18 protein-coding genes are annotated in these 19,967 nt (G+C 40.9%); 9 read left to right on the top strand and 9 right to left on the bottom strand.

Annotated elements, in window-relative coordinates; genetic code table 11:
* Positions 1-84 precede the first annotated feature (84 nt).
* Complete coding sequence (locus ID165_RS03015) at positions 85-999, bottom strand: glutaminase (RefSeq protein WP_192348916.1); 915 nt, start codon at positions 997-999, stop codon at positions 85-87.
* A gap of 276 nt (positions 1,000-1,275) precedes the next feature.
* The gene (locus tag ID165_RS03010) at positions 1,276-3,426 is read right to left on the bottom strand and encodes a GH92 family glycosyl hydrolase (RefSeq protein WP_192348915.1); all 2,151 of its coding nucleotides are present in this window, start codon (positions 3,424-3,426) and stop codon (positions 1,276-1,278) included.
* 243 nt (positions 3,427-3,669) lie between these two features.
* Here ID165_RS03010 and typA point away from each other — a divergent pair, with 243 nt between their 5' ends.
* On the top strand, positions 3,670-5,475 hold the full coding sequence (gene typA / locus ID165_RS03005) for a translational GTPase TypA (RefSeq protein WP_192348914.1): 1,806 nt from the start codon (positions 3,670-3,672) through the stop codon (positions 5,473-5,475).
* A gap of 155 nt (positions 5,476-5,630) precedes the next feature.
* Entirely contained in the window at positions 5,631-6,530 is a 900-nt protein-coding gene (locus ID165_RS03000) for a hypothetical protein (RefSeq protein ID WP_192348913.1), read from the top strand.
* Between the two features lie 29 nt (positions 6,531-6,559).
* Here the strand turns inward: ID165_RS03000 and ID165_RS02995 are convergent, their stop codons facing one another.
* Positions 6,560-7,546, bottom strand: a complete 987-nt coding sequence (locus ID165_RS02995; protein WP_192348912.1) for an aldo/keto reductase — start codon at positions 7,544-7,546, stop codon at positions 6,560-6,562.
* A gap of 169 nt (positions 7,547-7,715) precedes the next feature.
* Here ID165_RS02995 and ID165_RS02990 point away from each other — a divergent pair, with 169 nt between their 5' ends.
* Both ID165_RS02990 and ID165_RS02985 read left to right on the top strand, forming a co-directional pair.
* Entirely contained in the window at positions 7,716-8,108 is a 393-nt protein-coding gene (locus ID165_RS02990) for a Dabb family protein (RefSeq protein ID WP_192348911.1), read from the top strand.
* Between the two features lie 173 nt (positions 8,109-8,281).
* Positions 8,282-9,601 (top strand): S41 family peptidase, encoded by a 1,320-nt coding sequence (locus ID165_RS02985; protein ID WP_192348910.1) that lies wholly within the window; start codon positions 8,282-8,284, stop codon positions 9,599-9,601.
* Positions 9,602-9,624: 23 nt separating this feature from the next.
* On the opposite strand, the gene hisIE is transcribed toward ID165_RS02985, so the two are convergent.
* The 6 genes from hisIE to ID165_RS02955 all read right to left on the bottom strand — a co-directional run bounded on the left by hisIE (position 9,625) and on the right by ID165_RS02955 (position 14,331).
* Positions 9,625-10,224, bottom strand: a complete 600-nt coding sequence (gene hisIE, locus ID165_RS02980; RefSeq protein WP_192348909.1) for a bifunctional phosphoribosyl-AMP cyclohydrolase/phosphoribosyl-ATP diphosphatase HisIE — start codon at positions 10,222-10,224, stop codon at positions 9,625-9,627.
* Positions 10,225-10,415: 191 nt separating this feature from the next.
* A complete protein-coding gene (gene hisF, locus ID165_RS02975; protein WP_192348908.1) occupies positions 10,416-11,171 on the bottom strand; it encodes an imidazole glycerol phosphate synthase subunit HisF in 756 nt (251 codons plus the stop codon).
* A 217-nt stretch (positions 11,172-11,388) separates the two neighbouring features.
* Positions 11,389-12,108, bottom strand: a complete 720-nt coding sequence (hisA, locus tag ID165_RS02970; protein ID WP_192348907.1) for a 1-(5-phosphoribosyl)-5-[(5-phosphoribosylamino)methylideneamino]imidazole-4-carboxamide isomerase — start codon at positions 12,106-12,108, stop codon at positions 11,389-11,391.
* A 100-nt stretch (positions 12,109-12,208) separates the two neighbouring features.
* Positions 12,209-12,808: an imidazole glycerol phosphate synthase subunit HisH gene (hisH, locus tag ID165_RS02965; RefSeq protein ID WP_192348906.1), complete on the bottom strand. Its 600-nt coding sequence runs from the start codon at positions 12,806-12,808 to the stop codon at positions 12,209-12,211.
* A 127-nt stretch (positions 12,809-12,935) separates the two neighbouring features.
* Complete coding sequence (locus ID165_RS02960; RefSeq protein WP_192348905.1) at positions 12,936-13,718, bottom strand: phenylalanine 4-monooxygenase; 783 nt, start codon at positions 13,716-13,718, stop codon at positions 12,936-12,938.
* 430 nt (positions 13,719-14,148) lie between these two features.
* A complete protein-coding gene (locus tag ID165_RS02955; protein ID WP_192348904.1) occupies positions 14,149-14,331 on the bottom strand; it encodes a hypothetical protein in 183 nt (60 codons plus the stop codon).
* Positions 14,332-14,612: 281 nt separating this feature from the next.
* Here ID165_RS02955 and ID165_RS02950 point away from each other — a divergent pair, with 281 nt between their 5' ends.
* The 5 genes from ID165_RS02950 (at position 14,613) to ID165_RS02930 (ending at position 19,916) form a co-directional block, all read left to right on the top strand.
* Positions 14,613-15,884 (top strand): hypothetical protein, encoded by a 1,272-nt coding sequence (locus ID165_RS02950; RefSeq protein ID WP_192348903.1) that lies wholly within the window; start codon positions 14,613-14,615, stop codon positions 15,882-15,884.
* A complete protein-coding gene (locus ID165_RS02945) occupies positions 15,877-16,869 on the top strand; it encodes a glycosyltransferase family 2 protein (protein WP_192348902.1) in 993 nt (330 codons plus the stop codon). Before ID165_RS02950 ends, ID165_RS02945 begins: the two co-directional genes overlap by 8 nt.
* Before the next feature lie 109 nt (positions 16,870-16,978).
* On the top strand, positions 16,979-17,248 hold the full coding sequence (locus ID165_RS02940) for a hypothetical protein (protein WP_192348901.1): 270 nt from the start codon (positions 16,979-16,981) through the stop codon (positions 17,246-17,248).
* 68 nt (positions 17,249-17,316) lie between these two features.
* Positions 17,317-18,459: a BF3164 family lipoprotein gene (locus tag ID165_RS02935; protein ID WP_192348900.1), complete on the top strand. Its 1,143-nt coding sequence runs from the start codon at positions 17,317-17,319 to the stop codon at positions 18,457-18,459.
* Positions 18,460-18,839: 380 nt separating this feature from the next.
* The gene (locus ID165_RS02930; protein WP_192348899.1) at positions 18,840-19,916 is read left to right on the top strand and encodes a BF3164 family lipoprotein; all 1,077 of its coding nucleotides are present in this window, start codon (positions 18,840-18,842) and stop codon (positions 19,914-19,916) included.
* Positions 19,917-19,967 lie beyond the last annotated feature (51 nt).

Genomic DNA, 19,967 nt, shown 5'->3' with positions numbered 1-19,967 from the left:
TTAGGTTTGGTAACAGGCTGTCCGGATAAAAACAGGGGCAGACTTAAATTGCGAAAATCAGTCTGTTCGGAGATAGAGACAATCTTAAAATAAAGAAAATGCCAATTTATCCGTCAAAAGTTCCAATGCCCTAATTGCTTTCACAGAGTTTCCCTTCTCATTTAGCTCCGGGCTCCATACCGCGACACTAAACTTATGCGGCATCACAGCTGCTACTCCTCCTCCTACCCCACTTTTCCCGGGTAATCCAACCTTAAATGCGAACTCTCCTGCCTCATCATAAAACCCACAGGTCAACATCAGGGCGTTGACACGTCGGGCGTGGCTTTCTGATAAAATTTCCCGATTTGCAAAAATCGAAAAGCCGTCATTTGCCAAAAAAGAGAAGGATTTGGCTAGATCTACGCAACTCATCTCCATAGCGCAGTGGGAAAAATAAACTTCCAGCACTTCATCTATGGGATTATTAAAGTTCTTGAAGGATTTTAGAAAATAAGCTAATGCTGTGTTGCGTTCCCCATGGTTCATTTCCGAATTCTTGACTTCAGGATTTATTTTCACACACGTTTCACCTGCAAGGTCATTGATAAAAGCCGATATTTGATCGATAGGGTGTTCAAATTTGCTGCACAGTGCATCGGTAATCACCAAAGCCCCAGCATTAATAAAGGGATTTCTCGGAATTCCCTTTTCATATTCCAACTGTGCAATAGAGTTGAAGGGATCACCGCTTGGCTCCACATTCACCCTTGTCCAAAGTTTTGAATTGAACACATTAAAAACCATGGTAAGGGTATGGACCTTACTGATACTTTGGATAGAGAATGGTACTTGGTGATCTCCCACGCCATATACATTTCCTTTGAGATCTACCAAAGCTATCCCGAATTGATTCGGATTTACGGCGGCGATTTCAGGAATGTAATCGGCGACCCTCCCTTTTAGATTCTCTTCCTGTACCTCTTGGTACACTTCTTCAATTAGTTGCTGGTAGTTCATTGTAGAAAAGTCCGGAAAATTGATAGAGAATGAAAGGCTTTGGCGAAAATGATTTGAAATAATAGTCGGATGTTAGATGTCGGATGACCAATGCTGCCCAAGTCTTTCTCCTAATTTTCAAATCATGACATCAAATCCTCATCCGTTCTATCTAAATTCATTCAAAAAAATTTCTGATCCCAAGGGTTTTGGACTGGTCTATAGAAGAAACAAGAAAGCTGCAAGCTATCTATGAGGGATAATTTTGATCACAGATTGATGGTCGCAAGTTTCTTTTCAATTCGTTTCCAGCTCTATAATCCCACCTTTTCTAAACAAATCGTGCCCTACATAGTATCCATTTAAAGTCTTTCCATTGACTTTGATTTCCTCTAAGTTTCTCCCTCCAAGGGGATTCAGGATCACCAGATCATTGCCGTTGTCTACCTTCCAGGTCACCTCCTCAAAAAGCGGAACCGTCACCAAATAATCTGCATCAGCCGGCGACATAGGATATAATCCTACCGCAGCGCAAACAAACCAAGACGACATTTCACCTGCATCGTCCATTCCCGAAAGTGCCAAGCCTCCTGGGCCGATCCCATAAAGTTCAGTCATTATTTTATCCAAGATAGCTTGGGACTTCCCCGGTTTATCCACATAGTAATAGGCAAAAGGAGCTTCATGGTCGGGCTGATTTCCCTGACAATACTGCCCAATAAATGTGGAAATATTTCTAGCTATATATTTTGGATTCCATGGCTTGGTGAAAAACTCATCCAGTTTAGCTTCGAATTCACCTTCTCCACCGTACAGCTTTACCAATCCCGGCATATCGTGAGGGACATAAAAGGATACCTGCCATGCATTGGCTTCGCGATACATGTATTCATAATAAGGGTATTCCGGATCGAAAGGCGTGATCCAATCGCCATTTGCCAACTTTCCACGCATAAAATTCACCGAAGGATCAAAGACATTCTTATAGTTTTGGGATCGCGCCATCAAATCCTCAAAGTGCTCCTGATCGTCCAACGTATCCGCCAAAATTGCCAAGGAATAATCATCGTACGCATACTCCAAGGTTTTGGACACGCCAGCCCTTGCTTTCGTTTCCACATTTGGATTTTTTACGTCGGGATCAGAGATATAGCCCTTTTCCATATACTCATCTACAAATGACCGTGGGCCTTCTTTATTATAGGCATTGTTCAGCAGATAAGCATAAGCCTTTCTCACGTCAAAATTACGAATCCCTCTTTTATATGAACCCGTGATAAATGGCGCGCCATGATCTCCATGGAAAAATGTCGGCACAAACCCCGTAATCTCAGCTCTGCTGATGAGGGAAGAAATCACATCTCCGGTAACTTCAGGGGAAAGAATACTCAAAAGCACCAGCTTATTTCTATAGGTATCCCAAAGTGATGGAATTGTATAATACTTGAAGTTTTGACGTTGGGTCTTTCCCGCTTCATCGGTAAACTCCCCATTCACATCACTGCGCAAAGCCGGCCAAAGGAAAGTCCTGTACAGTGAGGTATAAAACATTTCCTTATCCCTTTTAGAATCGCTTTTCACAGAAATCTTGGAAAGCAATTTATTCCATTCCGATACAGCAGACTGTCTGATTTCTTCAAAGGATATGCCGGAAGACTCCTTTTGCAGGTTGTCTTTTGCATTGTCCATACTTACATAGGAAACTCCAATTTTCATTGTCACAGCCCCGGTATCCTGATCAGAAAGTGAAAGGATAGCGTACCCCTCTTTCTCTCCCTTGTTCTCTAATTTCAAATCAGTCACCTCATGACTCAACTCCGCATAAAAATGGATCTTATCCCTTCCCACCTGCTGGAATCCACTTACAGCGTTCTTACTTGCCTTTTCAATCTCCCAATCCGATACATCATTATTTGATTTTCCCAAGCCAAATAAGATTCTTCTATCCGTGGGATTGTCATATTTATACTCATGCATTCCTGTTCTCAAGGTCGAAGTCAACTTCACCTTTACCTTATAATCCTCCAGATATACATCATAATACCCGGGAGAGGCATTTTCTTTAGCATGGAAAAAGGAAGACTGAAAGGGAGCAACAGCCTCTGGGGAAAGGGGCAACACAGCAAGGTTGCAGAGATTCCAGTGACCTTTATTCGTATGGGCAAAGCCGAGAATTGCTGTATCCTCATATTCATAACCGGCTCCCGATCCCCATTTAGTGATCGGACTCAGCTGCACCATAGCATTTGGCAGAGCACTTCCCGGAAATGTCAATCCGGCCCAAACACGCCAATCTTGCGGGGGCGTATAACCGATAATGGCAGGATCAGTGAGCGGGGCTGTCCCTATGAAAGGATTTACCAGATCGGTAGGATTTTCCTGGGAAAAGGAAAAATGAAATGGGGAAAGGATTAGGATTAGGCAAGCAAATATCTTTGTGAATTTCATAGCTTAGGGATCAGATTCTTTAAGTCTTTGCTAAATAGGAAATTGAGGCATATTAAAAATGAAGACACAATTCTACCCAAACTAAGATCCCGTTCAAACAAATTTTTGATTTAAGGAAGCCATTATTCCAGAATGGAAAGCAAATTTACGGCACTACCCATCAATAATTGGGTCAAACTTCACAAAGTCATAACCTTACTACAAAATATTATTTGTACTTTTGCGCCTTCAATCAGGAAAAAAATGCAGAATATTCGGAATATCGCGATTATCGCACACGTTGACCACGGCAAGACTACACTCGTGGACAAAATCATTCACGCTTCTCAGATCTTCAGAGAGAACCAGCAGTTTCAGGATTTGATCCTTGATAACAATGACCTGGAACGTGAAAGAGGAATTACCATTCTTTCAAAGAACGTATCCGTTCGCTACAAAGACGCTAAAATCAACATTATAGATACTCCCGGTCACGCCGATTTTGGCGGTGAAGTAGAGCGAGTCTTGAAAATGGCTGATGGCGTAATCCTTTTAGTAGATGCTTTCGAGGGGCCTATGCCCCAGACCCGATTTGTATTGGGCAAAGCGTTGGATCTTGGATTGACTCCTATCGTAGTAGTAAATAAAGTAGATAAAGAAAACTGTCGTCCTGACGAAGTGCAAGAGTCAGTTTTTGAATTGATGTTCAACTTGGATGCTACCGAAGAGCAACTGGAATTCCAGACGCTTTACGGATCGGCCAAAAATAACTGGATGGGTCCTGATTGGAAAAACCCTACTGATACAATCTTCCCACTTTTGGATGCTATCTTGGAACATATCCCAGCTCCAAAAATCGACGAAGGCACACTTCAGATGCAAATCACCTCTCTGGATTATTCCAGCTTCGTAGGCAGAATTGCTATCGGTCGTGTAAGAAGAGGCACTATTAAGGAAAATCAGCAAATCGCATTGATGAAAGCTGATGGCTCTATCAAAAAAATGAAGGTAAAAGAACTTCATACATTTGAAGGACTGGGTAAACTTAGAGTAACTGAAGTAGGTGCGGGAGATATCTGCGCAGTAACAGGAATCGAAGATTTCGAGATCGGTGATACGATCGCGGATGTGGATAATCCGGAAGCACTTCCTAGAATCTCTATCGATGAGCCTACCATGAATATGCTCTTCACCATCAACAACTCTCCTTTCTTCGGTAAAGAAGGGAAATTTGTGACTTCCCGTCACTTGAGAGACCGTCTGATGAAAGAGACCGAGAAAAACCTTGCACTTCGCGTGGAATCAACTGATTCTGAAGACAAATTCCTTGTCTATGGCCGTGGTATCCTCCACTTGTCAGTTTTAATCGAGACAATGAGAAGAGAAGGCTATGAACTCCAAGTAGGCCAGCCTCAGGTAATCTACAAAGAAATCGATGGAGTGAAATGTGAGCCTATCGAAACATTGGTAGTGGATGTACCTCAGGAAACCGCAGGAAAGGTGATCGAACTGGCTACTCAGCGTAAAGGTGAATTGCTAATCATGGAGCCAAAAGGTGATCTTCAACACTTGGAGTTCAATATACCTTCAAGAGGTTTGATTGGTTTGAGAAACAACATGCTCACTGCTACTCAAGGTGAGGCCATCATGAACCACAGGTTTACTTCCTATGAGCCATTTAAAGGTCCTATACCTGGCCGTACGAACGGCTCATTGATCTCTATGGAAGGCGGACAGTGTACAGCTTATGCCATCGACAAGCTGCAGGATCGCGGTACATTCTTCGTAGATCCGGGAGATGATCTATATGCAGGTCAGGTAATCGGTGAAAATTCCCGTGACAATGATATTGTGGTGAATGTGCAGAAAGGCAAGAAATTGACCAACATGCGTGCTTCAGGTTCTGATGACAACGTGAGAATCGTACCTGCCAAGAAGTTCTCTTTGGAAGAATCCATGGAATACATCCAAAAAGATGAGTACCTAGAGATCACTCCAAAGTCTATTCGAATGAGAAAAATCTATTTGGACGAAGGAGAAAGAAACAGAATGTCGAAGAAAGACGCTTAAGTTAGAGTTGTAGAATCAATATTCTAGAGTCAAGATAATGGATCCCTCAGGCGAAAGTCTGGGGGATTTTTGTTGTTATTTATTCCCCTTTACCTAGCAAACTTTATTTACTAACTCCACGTAATAAAACTATCTTCTCAATAATGTCCAGCATAATGAAATACCTTTTAGTAATTACATCACTACTTATCTCGCTATCTTCGTCTGTATTAGCTCAAACAAAAAATAATGATGTACTATACTTAGCAGAAGGTGCTAAGGAAGTTCAGGTTAAAGAAGTTGGGAATAACTTGATTAAATACACCTTCCCTGAAGAAAACACACTCTATTCCGTAAGTAAATTTCAGGTCAAAAAGATTTTGTTTGCAAGCGGACGTGAGGAGACATTTGAAAGTCCCTTTCATCAAGTAAAGGGATTGGAAGATGCCGAAAAGGTTTACATAACCTATGTACCTCAGGCGACAGAGGGGCTTGAATCAAAAGGAGAATTATTCAGTAAAGCAACCGGAGTGACCGTTTTTTCTACTATGCATAATGTGAAAAATAGATCATTGGACAAAATGAAGGCAGAAGCAGCTATGCTTGGAGCAAACGTAGTATTGATTTCAGATGCCCAATCCCGGGGCAATTACTATGGTAACGAATATACACCAAGCCAATCCACCCAAACTGTACTTTTTGGTCAAGCATTCACTTCTAATCCAATCAATATAACTGAAGTCGGAGAAATGCTAGAAGGAGCGAATTATGTATTTTATCAAACTTTTACGCTAAACAGAAATGACTTCAGTCCAAAAATAAAAATGTCATTGGAATATGATCAGAACAGATTACCAATTATCAATAGAATAGAAGATATAAAGGAGCGGGATGGAAAGCTTTATGTCACAACATCTGGCATCCGGTCAAAAAACAATGAATTGGAAGTAATCAATCTGCATAACGGAACCTTAACACTAATGGAAACACATAAAAATACTGTTTACAACTATATTCTCCAGACTGAAGAAAGTGATTTCATGAAAAGCTATAATTCAATTTTGAGCAAGAATTAGAAAGAATTTGTATTTGAGCCGGTTCAGTTCTACCAAAGATGATGAACCTCTTCTCTGATGTAGTTATCATAAACATTCTTTACAGCATCCATTTGGGCCTTCGTGAGAGGCGGAAGTTGTCCTGCATTTACATTTGCTTCTAGCTGGGAAGTTTTGGAAGCACCGGGAATCACGACACTTACCTCATCATACATAAGGATCCAGCGAAGCGCTATCGCCGCCAAGGCACCCTCGCCTTTAAATACTTCTTGTAGCTCTTCAACAGCGGGAAATGCTATCTCTAGGGGTACTCCTGCAAAAGTCTCTCCTTTATCGAAAGCTTTTCCCTCCCGGTTGAAATAGCGATGATCATCTTTGGAAAAAGTGGTGTCTTCAGTAATCTTTCCCGAAAGTAAACCACTTGCCAATGGCACCCTAATGATTAAGCCCACATTTTTTGCAGCAGCTACACTGAATAACTCTTCGGCGGGTTTTTGCCTAAACATATTGAAAATCACCTGAACACTCGAAACTACCTCGTATTCCATTGCCAGCTTGGCTTCTTCCACTTTCTCTACACTCACCCCCATGGCTGCTACTTTGCCTTCAGACTTTAGCTTTTCAAACAGGCTGAATATTTCGTCACGCTTGTAAACTGATGTAGGAGGACAGTGTAGCTGAATCAAATCCAACCTGTTCAATCCTGTATTTCGCAAGCTATCCTCCACATGACGACGAAGTTTCTCTATGGTGTAAGTTTCATTTATATGCGGCTGGATTCTCCTGCCACACTTGGTGGCTACGTAAATTTTCTCAGATCTTTGTCTTACTGCTTCTCCCACTGCAGCTTCGCTTAGCCCTGCATCATAGACATCAGCGGTATCCACAAAATTCACCCCTTTGTCGAACGCGGCATGAAGAATTTCTTCTGCCACTTTGGGATCAAAAGCCGTACCCCATCCTCCCCCAACCTGCCAGGTACCAAGGCCTATTTCAGAAATTTTCCAACCGGTTTTTCCTAAAGTTCTGTAATTCATACTAATGCTGCTTTATATTCAATTAAAAAAGAGTGACGGTTTAATAGGATGGCTAAAAACACCCGACTATCTAAAAGTAATTTAATTTTTTATCTTTAGAACCACGGATGAAACCGATATTTATCCGTTCAAAAAAACTCACCAAGCCCTCAAACCTAAACAATCACAAATGAAATCAAGAAGACAATTTATCAAAACCATCGGCGTAGCAAGTGCTACCGCTGTCTTACCTATAACCTCAATCGCTAAAGAAATGGCAAAACAAAAAATGATTCACCAAGTTTATTTTTGGCTTCATGATGAAGCAAATACCCAAGAATTCCTCACAGAAGCTGTCCCGATGCTGGGAAGATGCAAGACTGTAGGCAAATTCATCGCAGGCACTCCTGCCGCCACGGAAGACAGGGACGTAGTCGATCATAGCTTCCAAGTAGCCTGTACTGCGTTCTTTGATAGCTTAGAAGATCAATTGATTTATCAATCCGATCCTACCCATCTGGAGTTTATAGAAAAGTATTCCCATATGTGGAAAAAAGTCCAAGTGTACGATATTGCTATCTAATCTACTACTCGCATGAATCAAAACCTGTCAGGTTTACACAGTCCATATTCGAAGAATCATTTGTTCGAACTATCCTTATTGCAAGACCTGACAGGTTTGTTTGGGGCTTTTTACGATAATCTAAGTCTAAAAACTCCCTTAATTCGTAATTTACAACAGCTAAGCCAGATAGTATGAATAAGTCAAAATGGTTCTTCGGTTTATTGATAGTATTTATCTGGTCTTGCGATCCAAAGGATGATGTTGTTCCCGACCCACAATCGGAACAAGTTAGAGGTGCTATTTTTGATTCCATGGAAGAGTGGTACTACTGGAATGACGAGCTCCCTGCATCGATCAACACATCCGAGTACAGCAGCAATGAGGAATTGTTGGATGCTATTATTTACAAACCTCTGGACCGCTTCTCTTACCTTACTACAAAGGAAGAATTCGACAAAGCATTTGTAGGCAAAAATGCCGGTCACGGTTTCGGATTCGCCTTCGATGCCACGGAGAGACTTTATTTGACTTTTGTGTTTGATGAATCTCCGGCGGGATTAGATGGTTGGCAGAGAGGCTGGGAAATCATAGAAATCAACGAAAAACCTATTTCAACATACAAAAATTCATCCGGGGGGTACGACTTCCAACTGGGAACTTCAGATCCCGGGATTACAAATTCTTTTACCTTCAAACTACCGGACGGAACTACCACCACTAGGATCAACGTAAAGGCTGAATACCAGTCAAATTCGGTTTTGCATCAGGAAGTAATAGACCTTCCCGGAAAAAAAGTGGGCTATTGGGTATATCAAAGTTTCAAGGCCACTGCCGGTCAATCACCAACCAAAAGCCTAGAGGTGGATGAATCCATGTCGTTTTTCGAAACAGCCGGTATAGATGCTCTCATCATCGATCTACGGTACAATGGAGGAGGTTCTGTAGCTGTGGCAGAGCAAATCAACAATTATTTGATTCAAGCTTCCCACTCAGATAACCTGATGTATACAAATAAGCTAAATTCACTTAAAACAGACCGGCAGAAAAGTGTAAACTTCAAAAAGGTTGGGAATTTAAACCTTGATAACTTAATCTTCATCACTTCCCGCGGATCGGCTTCAGCATCTGAACTGGTAATCAATTCCCTAAATCCTTATATTACTATCACATTGATCGGTGACGATACCTTTGGCAAGCCAGTTGGCTCCTTTCCACTCTCCAGCTATAATAGAACACTCAGGGAAAATAATGTAGAGCTAGTACCTATTACTTTTGCTACTGCCAATTCCGAAGGAAAAGCGGAGTATTTCGATGGATTCCCCGCTGACTTTTATGTGGGCGATACGCCGCAGTTCAATTGGGGCGATCCGGCTGACCTGCGCTTGGCATCGGCACTGAATGTCATTGAAAACGGCTATGTGGGCGGAAGAATTTTAAATTCTTTCTACAGGCCCAAATGGGAAATGATAGATCAGTTCAAGGGGTTGAAGCAAGAGTTTCCTGCTTTCTAACGAAGCGTGAGATTTCCTAAGAGCTACTTACGGTTATGCCGCTCAATCAGCACATCCATCACTTCATCCAATTCATAACCTTTTGCCTCCAGCAATACTAAATAGTGGTAAAGTAAGTCCGCTGCTTCCCCCATAAACAGCTCCTTGTTGTCATCCTTTGCTTCGATCACGATCTCCACTGCTTCCTCTCCTACTTTTTGCGCTACTTTATTGATGCCTTTGGCAAAAAGTGAAGCAGTATAAGAGGTATCCGTGGGATTGTTTTTACGGTCCTTGATGATTGCCCGCAGCTGATCGATAAAACCTGTTTTGGATGTATTATCCTCTTCAAAACAAGTGTCTGCTCCCGTATGACATACAGGACCGCGGGGATTGGCTTTCACCAAAATAGCATCGCCATCACAGTCCGAAGCCATGCTTACCAACTCCATAAAGTTACCCGAAGTCTCACCTTTGGTCCACAGCCTGTTTTTACTACGGCTGTAAAAAGTCACCATCCCGGATTCCTTGGTTTTGGCCACCGCTTCTTCGTTCATATAGCCCTGCATCAGAACCTTTCCGCTTACCGCATCCTGCACAATCGCCGGCACCAAACCATCCATCTTCTTAAAATCTATGTTCATATCTTTTTAACCTTTGGGGTTTCCAAAACCCCGAAGGTTTTGATTATTACTTACTATTTTATTTCTCTAAAGAGCTCAGAAATCCTTTAGAAAAACTATCAATCATTAGTTAAACCTTCGAGGAAATTTGTCAGTTCCCGATAAATCGGGACAGGCTGTTCCTCCTTCCAAATAACACCTCAAAGGTTATATCACTTTCTAATACTTATCCTTTCACTTCCCAAATATCCTTTCAATTCGGGAATACTTATTTCTTTAAAATGAAAGATACTTGCCGCCAGTGCTGCATCAGCCTTGCCAAAGGTAAACACATCTTTGAAATGTGCCATCGTGCCCGCCCCTCCTGAGGCAATCACCGGAATGGAAAGTGCTGATGAAATCTCAGCCAATAGCTCATTGGAAAAACCTGCCTTGGTGCCGTCATGGTCCATGGAAGTCAGCAATATCTCTCCTGCCCCCCGGTCACACACTTCCTGAGCCCAAGCCTGTGTTTTCAGCAAAGTTGCTTTTCTTCCACCATGCGTATGTACAAAGTCAATTCCGTCCACATTTCTGGTGTCAATGGCGACCACGATACATTGGGAGCCAAATTCAGCTGCCATTTCATTGATGATCTGCGGATCATGAACAGCAGCAGAATTGATAGAAATTTTATCCGCACCGGCATTCAACAGAACTTTTACATCCTCGACAGTGGAAATTCCTCCGCCTACGGTGAAAGGGATATTGATGGCCTTAGCGACTTTGGTTACGAGTTCAGCCAATGTCTTTCGCTTATCCACCGTAGCCGTAATATCCAAAAACACCAACTCGTCAGCTCCTTCGTCGGAGTAGATTTTTGCAAGCTCCACCGGATCCCCGGCATCCCGAAGTTCGACAAAGTTTACACCTTTGACAGTACGGCCTTCTTTTATATCCAGACAGGGAATAATTCGTTTAGTAAGCATTGTTTGAATTCACCTTTATATATTTCATTATTCGATATTCAATATTCATCATTTTAAATTACGAGGTACGATATGGGATTTACGACGTTGATCTGAACCCCAATCGACATTCTGTAACCCAAACATTTTTAAATTGCCTGGATTGAAGAATGGCGTAACACTGGTGAAAACCCCGTAAATCGTAAATCCAAAATCGTATATATCACATTATAATTTTTCAATGGACGAATGAAGCAAGTTCCTCCAGCGTCACTCTTCCCTCATAATACGCTTTCCCTACTATCGTCCCATACACACCGATTTTCTCCAATTCTTCCAAATCTTTGACCGAGGAAACCCCTCCGCTGGCAATCAATTTAACACCCGGAATTTCTTCCAAAATCTCCTTGTATAAGTCAACGGACGGTCCTTGAAGTAACCCGTCTTTTGCCACATCGGTACAGATCACATAGCTGATGCCTTTGGCTACATAGTCTTTGATAAAAGGAATTAAATCGACCGTGGTAGTCTCTTCCCACCCTCCCACAGCAATTTTTTTATTCTTGGCATCCGCTCCAAGGATAATTTTATCAGAACCGTATTTAGCTATCCATGCTTCAAAAAGCGCGGCATTCTTTACCGCAATACTTCCTCCTGTCACTTGCTTGGCTCCCAAAGTAAAGGCTTTCTCAATTTCTTCATCTGCTTGAATACCTCCACCAAAATCAACCTGCAAACTTGTGCCCGCACTGATCCGCTGCAAAACTTCCGCATTCACAATCTTTTTGGCTTTGGCACCGTCGAGATCCACTAAATGTAGACGACGGATACCCACTCCTTCAAAGCGTTTGGCCATTTCCAATGGATCGTCATGGTATTCTTTTTTACTGCTGTAATCGCCCTGACTTAGTCGGACGCATTTGCCTCCGATGAGGTCGATGGCTGGGATAATTTCCATTTTTTGAGATTTTAGAAGCAAGATTCAAGAATCGAGACTTTCATAATTTATTGGTTGAGTTGAATTGAGGCAATTCCCCCTTCTAAAGGGAGCTAGGGGATTATTTAAGAGAAAGAAAATTCTCCAATAACTTCTCGCCGACCAACCCGCTTTTCTCCGGGTGAGCCTGTATGGCATAGTAATTATCCCGATGAAGCATGGCTGAGAAATCATGGATGTAGTGTGTCTGGGCAATAGTCAACCCGCTCAACTCGGCATAGAAGCTATGCACATAGTACACAAATGGTTCAGCGGGAAGATCTTTCAAGAGTGGATTATTTGCCAAGTTCTCCAGCTCATTCCAACCCACATGCGGAACTTTAAATTCCTGGGAATTTTCCGGCACAAAGCGTTTTACTTTCACAGGAAAAATCCCCAAACATTCAGTATCATTTTCCTCTGAATGCTCACACAGTAGTTGCAAGCCCAAACAAACCCCCAAAAACGGTTGCTTGATTTCAGAAATCAATTGGTCAAGCTTTCGCTCCTTTAGGTATCTCATGGCAGAACTTGCCTCTCCCTGACCTGGAAAGATCACTTTATCGGCAGCCCGGATTTTATCGGGATCATCCGTCAGTTCAGCTTCTACACCCAACCGCTCCAGTGCATAGAGTACCGACTGCACATTGCCCGAATTATATTTTATTACTGCTATTTTCATTTTTAAAGACAGAAGACGGAAGACAGGAGACGGAAGTGACATTCTTCTGTCTTAAGCTTCCTGTCTTCGGTCAATTAGTTGTATCTAAGCGACGTCATTGCGAGGAGGCACGACGAAGCAATCTCATTTATTTATCTCTACTCTCTACAAGCATCTCCTCCAGCACTCTCTCGATCTCCGGAAGCGATTCATAAAGTTGCTCATAACTCTCGATCACAAAGTACTTATCCTGAAAGCGATCCTTCCGGTATTCCTGATTCAAAATCCTTCGCACATCGTAAGCAAGATGGGCAGGTTCATTTGAAAGGCTGAATTTAGTCTCTCCTGCCGAACTTAGGATGCCTGCACCGTATATTTTTAACTCCCCCTCCTCTTTTATCAATCCAAATTCAATCGTAAACCAATAAATCCTACTCAACAACTGTATCGCCCAAGCATTATCTATATGCTTTAAGGCTATTCCCGAGAGATTTTCCAGAAAGTCCACATAGGGCTGATTTGTAAGCAGCGGCATATGTGCAAAAGCATCATGAAACATATCAGGTTCCTCCAGATAATCCAGCTGCTCCATCGTACGCAACCAGGTCGAAGACGGAAACCTTCTGTTATTCAACAACCCAAAGAACAAATCATCGTCAATCAACCCCGGCACCACCTGCACTTCCCAGCCTGTGCTTTTCGCCAGAATCTGATTCAGCTCTTCAAAGTTGGCGATTTTATCCGCCGTAAATTTCACCTGCTCCACTCCTTCAAGGTAAGCTTTGGAAGCAGCTTTTGGCAGATTTGGCATTTGACGTTCGAAGAGAATCTTCCAGACTTTAAAATCCTCCTCCGTGTACAATTCATACTCCTGCCTGAGCTTTTGGAGTCTTGGATCCGTAAAGACCCAGTTTTTTTGTTTTGAATTCATGTTCATGGTATTTGGGTATACATTCTTTATTTTCCTTACTATTCTATCCACACTCAAGTTCGTCATTGCGAGTGACGAAGGAGCGAAGCAATCTCTGGTAAGCATTCCACATTGTCATGCTGCTTTCCGCCGTGGTTTGTGTCTCCACAAACCACTCAGTTGTCCTGCTTCTCCAGAAGCTAGACTGACTTTCAATACTTACTGCTTATCCTACATTTTTATGCTGCTTCTGGAGAAGCAGCATAGCTATCAAAGACAGTAAAACAAAAAAGACCCATTCCACAAGGAATAGGCCTCTATTATTTTTTCACCAAAAATCCATAGTCATCCTATCCCTTCATCGAAGATGGTGGTAAGAATGATGTACATAGGTTCTTGGTGTTGGATTCATAGCCTAAATATAGGTGCTCTATTTCTTAAAGACAACAAATCAGACTTTCTTGTTTGCTATGGGAGGTAAACCCAAAGCTTCATAAATAATTTTTTGCTCTATCGGAGTTAGGAGGCCGTTATCGATTGGAAGATTTCGGTTTTTAATCCAGCGGGAAAGTGTCTTGGCAGAAATGCCATATTCATTGGCGATTTGCTGTCTGGTTTTGGCTTTTTGTACCATAAAAAATAAGAGTTGAAATGGGATATTGTTTATAAACTAATAGACCTAAAGTAAACGGAATTCTTGAGTTTTTCAAACTTATTTTATAGATACACGCTCATTTTCATGCAGTTAAAATTAATTTTGTCCGATTTTGTCAAATTTTGTCCGATTTACTAAAACTTTCTTTTTTTACTTTTAATTAATTCTTTTTCCATATGAACATTGTTAAGTTATCTCGAACAAAATCTTTTTTAAAGCTCCAATCAAATTATTGGGCGAACTCTGGTATACTCCTTTGGTTGTTAGCCGGAATTACAGTTCTGGCTTTTATCCCTACATTTTCTAATGATTTCCAACTGGACTGGGACGACACCTGGCAGGTGCTGGAAAACCCGCTCGTCAATACCCCTTCCCTGCAAGATGTTATTTACCATTTCACCCACTTTTGGCAGATGCAGTATTCTCCTGTCAACTCGGTATTCTATCTGCTGATTGCCGGACTCTTTGGCATGGATGCCACTGCTTTTCATACGTTCTGCTTGCTGATCCATTGGGGTAGTACTATTTTAGTCTTTTTGATTGTTAAAAAACTTGTTGCAGTCTTGCTTCCCAAAACAGGAAACAAAAAGGCCACTATTTATGCCTTCTTTACCGCATCGATCTTTGCCATTCATCCGCTACAGGTGGAATCGGTGGCCTGGATCAGCGCCTCCAAAATCGTACTCTATGGCTTTTTTACCCTGATTGCTCTTTACAGCTATATAAAATACATCCGAACCTCACATTGGCTATGGTTAATAGCGACTGTTTTAGCTTATCTACTGGGTTTTGGTTCCAAGGAACAGGCTATTATCCTTCCGCTTAACTTAATCCTTTTCGATTATGTCTTTGGACGATTTGCAGATCTGAACTGGAAGAAATTAGTTACCTCACGGGTTATTCTTGAAAAAACCCCTTTTTTTATGATGGCGCTGGGCTTCTGGTATTTTACATCGCTCAACAGTTACGGAACAATAACTTCAAATGGTTATCCTTTTTACCAGAGGCTGGTGTTTGGCTTCTACAGTATCACCGAGTACATCTTCCGGTTTCTGGCTCCCGTCAAGCTGTACTTCTTTCATCCTTACCCTATTTCACTAGGAGATTCCCTTCCCCTGCATTATTATGGTTACATAGTCCTGGCGGGTATTATAGGCTATTTCGTCTGGGATCATTACAGCAAGGGGAACAAAATTGTAGTAGTTGGATTTTTGTTTTTTCTCATCAATCTACTTCTGGTACTCCATATCATACCATTACCGCGTACTGTAATCACTGCTGATCGCTACATGTACCTTAGCATCATAGGATTAGCATTAATAATGGTATGGCAAACGGATCAGTGGCTCTCTTTCCAAAACAGATCGATATTCCTAGCCTTAGGGTCTTTATGGTTCATTTTCTTGGGTATTCATACTTTTATAAGGAAAGCTGACTGGAAAGACAGTGAAACAGCAAAGGCAAGCGTAATTCAAATCTTGGAGAAGAAATCACAAGAACCCGAACTCTTTAACCTTATCGAAAATGAATGACTTTTTAGTATCCATCGTGGTTCCCTGCTATAACGAGGCTGAAAATATCGCCCCATTACTAACACGTATAGAGTCTTGTCTACATGAGTATCGCTATGAAGTGATCTTGGTCAATGACGGTAGTAGGGATGGAACCCAGCTGGAGATCGAACTGGCCTATTCCGGTAATCCATCTGTCCGATATATCAGCTTTTCTAGAAACTTCGGCCATCAGGCGGCTCTCAAAGCTGGGATAGACCATGCAAAAGGAGACTGTATCGTCACCATAGACGCCGATCTTCAAAAACCGCCTGAAGCGATTCCCGAAATGATAGACCTTTGGCAAAAAGGAAATGACATCGTCACGGCAGTCTGCAAAAATGAAGGACAGTCTTCCCTCTTTAAAAGACTGTCTTCTACAGGGTATTACAGCATTTTATCCTGGTTGGCAGATCATGAAGTCGTACCAAATGGTGCAGATTTTCGACTTTTTGACAGAAAAGTGGCCGATATTATAAGAGAAATCCAAACCCAAAACCTGTACCTCAGAGGAATATTCTCTTGGATAGGATACAAACAGGCTGTCACCTACTACCGGGAGGAAAAAAGAATCTTGGGGGAAACAAAGTACGGGATCTGGAAAATGATCAATCTGGCCAGCAATGGGATCACCTCATTCAGCGTCAAACCCTTACGGTTTGCATTGTCAGTCGGGTTGTTTTTTGCAGGACTGGCTTTCGGCTATGGTGTATATGCGATTACCATCGTATTCTTGGGACTTACTGTGCCAGGCTGGGCATCCTTGGTAGCTAGTATTGTATTCCTGTCCGGAATACAGCTAATGGTACTGGGAGTCATAGGGGAATACATCGGCAAAATGTATATGGAGCTCAAGCAAAGACCCATTTACCTCATTGCAAAAACCAACATCACTCTTCCTTCTGATTCCCAGAGGAAAGGAAGCTATTCTTTGAACCCAGAAGAAAGGAGGCCGATCATTACTTGACAAAATTATGATTTTTCTTCTGCTGTCGAACACAGTAGAAGAAAGCGTAGGTGAATGCGAAAGATTCACACTAAACAAAAAGTTATTCGTATATTAAATTCTTAGAAAAATGAATACCAAATTAAATAAAATCGTGAAAATGGCTGCTGTGGGGATATTCTTTATGGCACTATTAATGAATGTGAAGTTGAGCTTGACAGATCCTTTCATCAATATGGATAATGATGCATTGGCACAGTCTAGTTCATCAGGAACAGGACAAAATTCTTGCTATAATACGGTTACGTATATGGAGGCAAGTCAGGTTCGGTATTGTGGCTCATGTTCCTTTATTAATAATTCTACAAAATCTTGGGTATCAACTTCTGGTAAATGCTAAAATCAATATTCCAAAGTGGCCGTTAATATTTAACGGCCACTCTTAAATTTATAAATAGAATAACCCTTATGATAATAGAACAATTCAAGATAGCATTTAAATATATTCAGATTTTACTGATTGTATCATCATTACTTACAAGCTGTGGGAACCCAAAATTAGACCAACCAACCTTCATGGCTTTTGATAATATAGACTATATTAAGGAATTCCCTGTAAAATTCTCTCTTGGCAAAAAGACAACACCTAATATAGATATCATTGGAATTAGAAGCTTTGCCATTTATGACAGCATACTGATCTTGAATACTACCAAAGAAGATGGACTCTGGTCACTATATTCTCTCCCTAATCATCAATATTTAAATAGCTTTCTAAAAAGAGGTGAAGGTCCGCTAGAATTAATTCAGGGACCAAGTTTAGCGAGCAAAACCAAAATCACTAGAGAAGAGGGACAACTCGTAGCATACCTTTATGATTTTCAAAAAGGAGGAGCATTAAAATTCAATATAGAGGAGTCAATTAATTCAAAAATATTGCAGATTTCCAAGCTAAATACTTCTATACCTCCCTTCCTATTTGAATTTATAATGATAGATAGCTCAACATTTTTCATTAAAGAAATTGGCAATATGGATACGCAACAAATCCGATACCTGTATAAAAATGGATATAGAACTACTCTACCCATTCTCGACAAACTAAATCAGGCTTCCATACTACAGGGAGAAGATTTTAATATTCTATCAGCTTTGACAAAATTAAGTGATATCCATCAAAAGTTTGTCGAAATGCCAATTGGATTAAATTACATCAATTTATACTCACTTGATAGTACCCTTGCTAAAACCATATGTATTGGTGAAAAATTATTTGATATCTCAAATATTCAAAAAGAAAATACATGGGATAGGGTTTATACTTTTTCAGATTTACGTGTATTTGATGACTTTTTTGGAGTGGTATTCATAAATGAAGACATCAAAACCTATCAAACTAATAGAACTCATTTCCCTTCCATTCTGCTATTTAATTGGGAAGGAGAGCCACTAGCCGAACTTAAACTAGAAAACCATATCACATCCTTTGATATAGACTTCATCAACAATGAACTCTATACATTTGATGTTCAATCCGACGAATTCTACAAGTATGATATGAGCACTATATTTCCCGAACTTGAAATTCACATAAAGCAATCTATTAAATAAAGGATTTCCAATCTCTCTTTTTTTGTTTGAACTATATTTAATATGTAGAACATCTCAGGCATTTAGGAAGAATGGGGGCTTTTTCCAAAAATTAATAATCAAGTATAAATTACTCCCCTACCTTGGAAGATGGTTGATTAGATGTCAGGAATTTCTGAGAGACTGGAGCTATTTTCCCCGATGGCTTTACAATTTTCTCAAGTAAATCTTGCTGATGCGGTGAAAACTGATTGTTTTCACCATATTTGAAAAGGCCAAGTTTCACTTGAGACATTTTAGTCTCCCTTCTATCAACCGCTGGGAACGCTTACTCCGCACGTTGTAAGGAGAGATTATTACTTAAATTCCAACCCTTTTTTACTCCTTCTAATTTCGATTATATGAAATCAATTATATTGCTGATTTGGATTATCTTTATATTTGCCTGCACTTCGAAAACCATTGATGGCAACATTTATTTCACTGAGAAAGATTTACCTTCTGTGATAGAATTAGCCGGTGAAAAATATAGTGTTCCTGAACTTCTTAATCCTAAAGGTTTGATGATCAAAGATGGTCTTGCAATTGTTTTTGAAGTAAAAAGCACCACAGATGATAAATTCCATATCATAGACCTAGAAACCCGCCTCCATCTGGCATCCAAAGGAATTGACGGCTTAGGCCCTGGAGAAATCACCGTGATCAGTCAGATAGAGGATGTAGGGGAAGAGAATAAAGTGTGGGTGTATGACCCTGAGATGCGCATATTTTCCAAGTTTGATTTGAGAGATACCGGTAAGCTTGCCGAAGAGCAGGTGAAATCTCCGGAGACTGCCTATTATTTGACTTATACCACTTGGACTAGTGACACCACGCTATTAGGGAATACCGTACATGGCTGGGACAAATATATTCATATAACAATTGAGGGGGATACGCTCGCCTTATTTGGGAACTGGAAAGACATGATCAAAAACAAAGAGCTACCGAATGGATATAAAGAAGATGAGTTGGATGCCAACTTGGTAAGCAATATATTTCAAGGCTCCTTGAAAGGAAGTCCCGATAAGACACACTTTATTAAAAGTGGAATTAGTGCAGATTACATTGATATAATAAATCTCGAAAACTATTCTATTAAGACAGTTTATGGACCTACCCAAGAAATACCCGAATTCAAAATAGGGTATTGGGATGGTTATCAAATGCCGGACTTGGGAGAAAACAGTACCACAAGGTATGCAGATTTGTATGCAGGTAAAGATTCTTTCTTTGTCTTATTTAGAGGAAAACCCTATAGAGAACTTAGTAGTCCCGATAACCTCAATAGAATCTTTGAATTCGACTATAAGGGAAATATATTAAATCATTATCAACTGGACTATCCAGTTTTTGGATTTGCAGTCGATGAAGAAAACAAGGCAATCTACGCAGTAACCGTAGATCGCGAACCGAATCTGGTACGTTTTGATTATTGATTAGCAGTACCCTCCAAAAAAGAGTCTCCTTATAAACTCGGATATTCCAAG

It is taken from the genome of Algoriphagus sp. Y33 (assembly GCF_014838715.1).
Taxonomy (GTDB): Bacteria; Bacteroidota; Bacteroidia; order Cytophagales; family Cyclobacteriaceae; genus Algoriphagus.
This window is presented reverse-complemented; position numbering and strand designations above follow the sequence as displayed.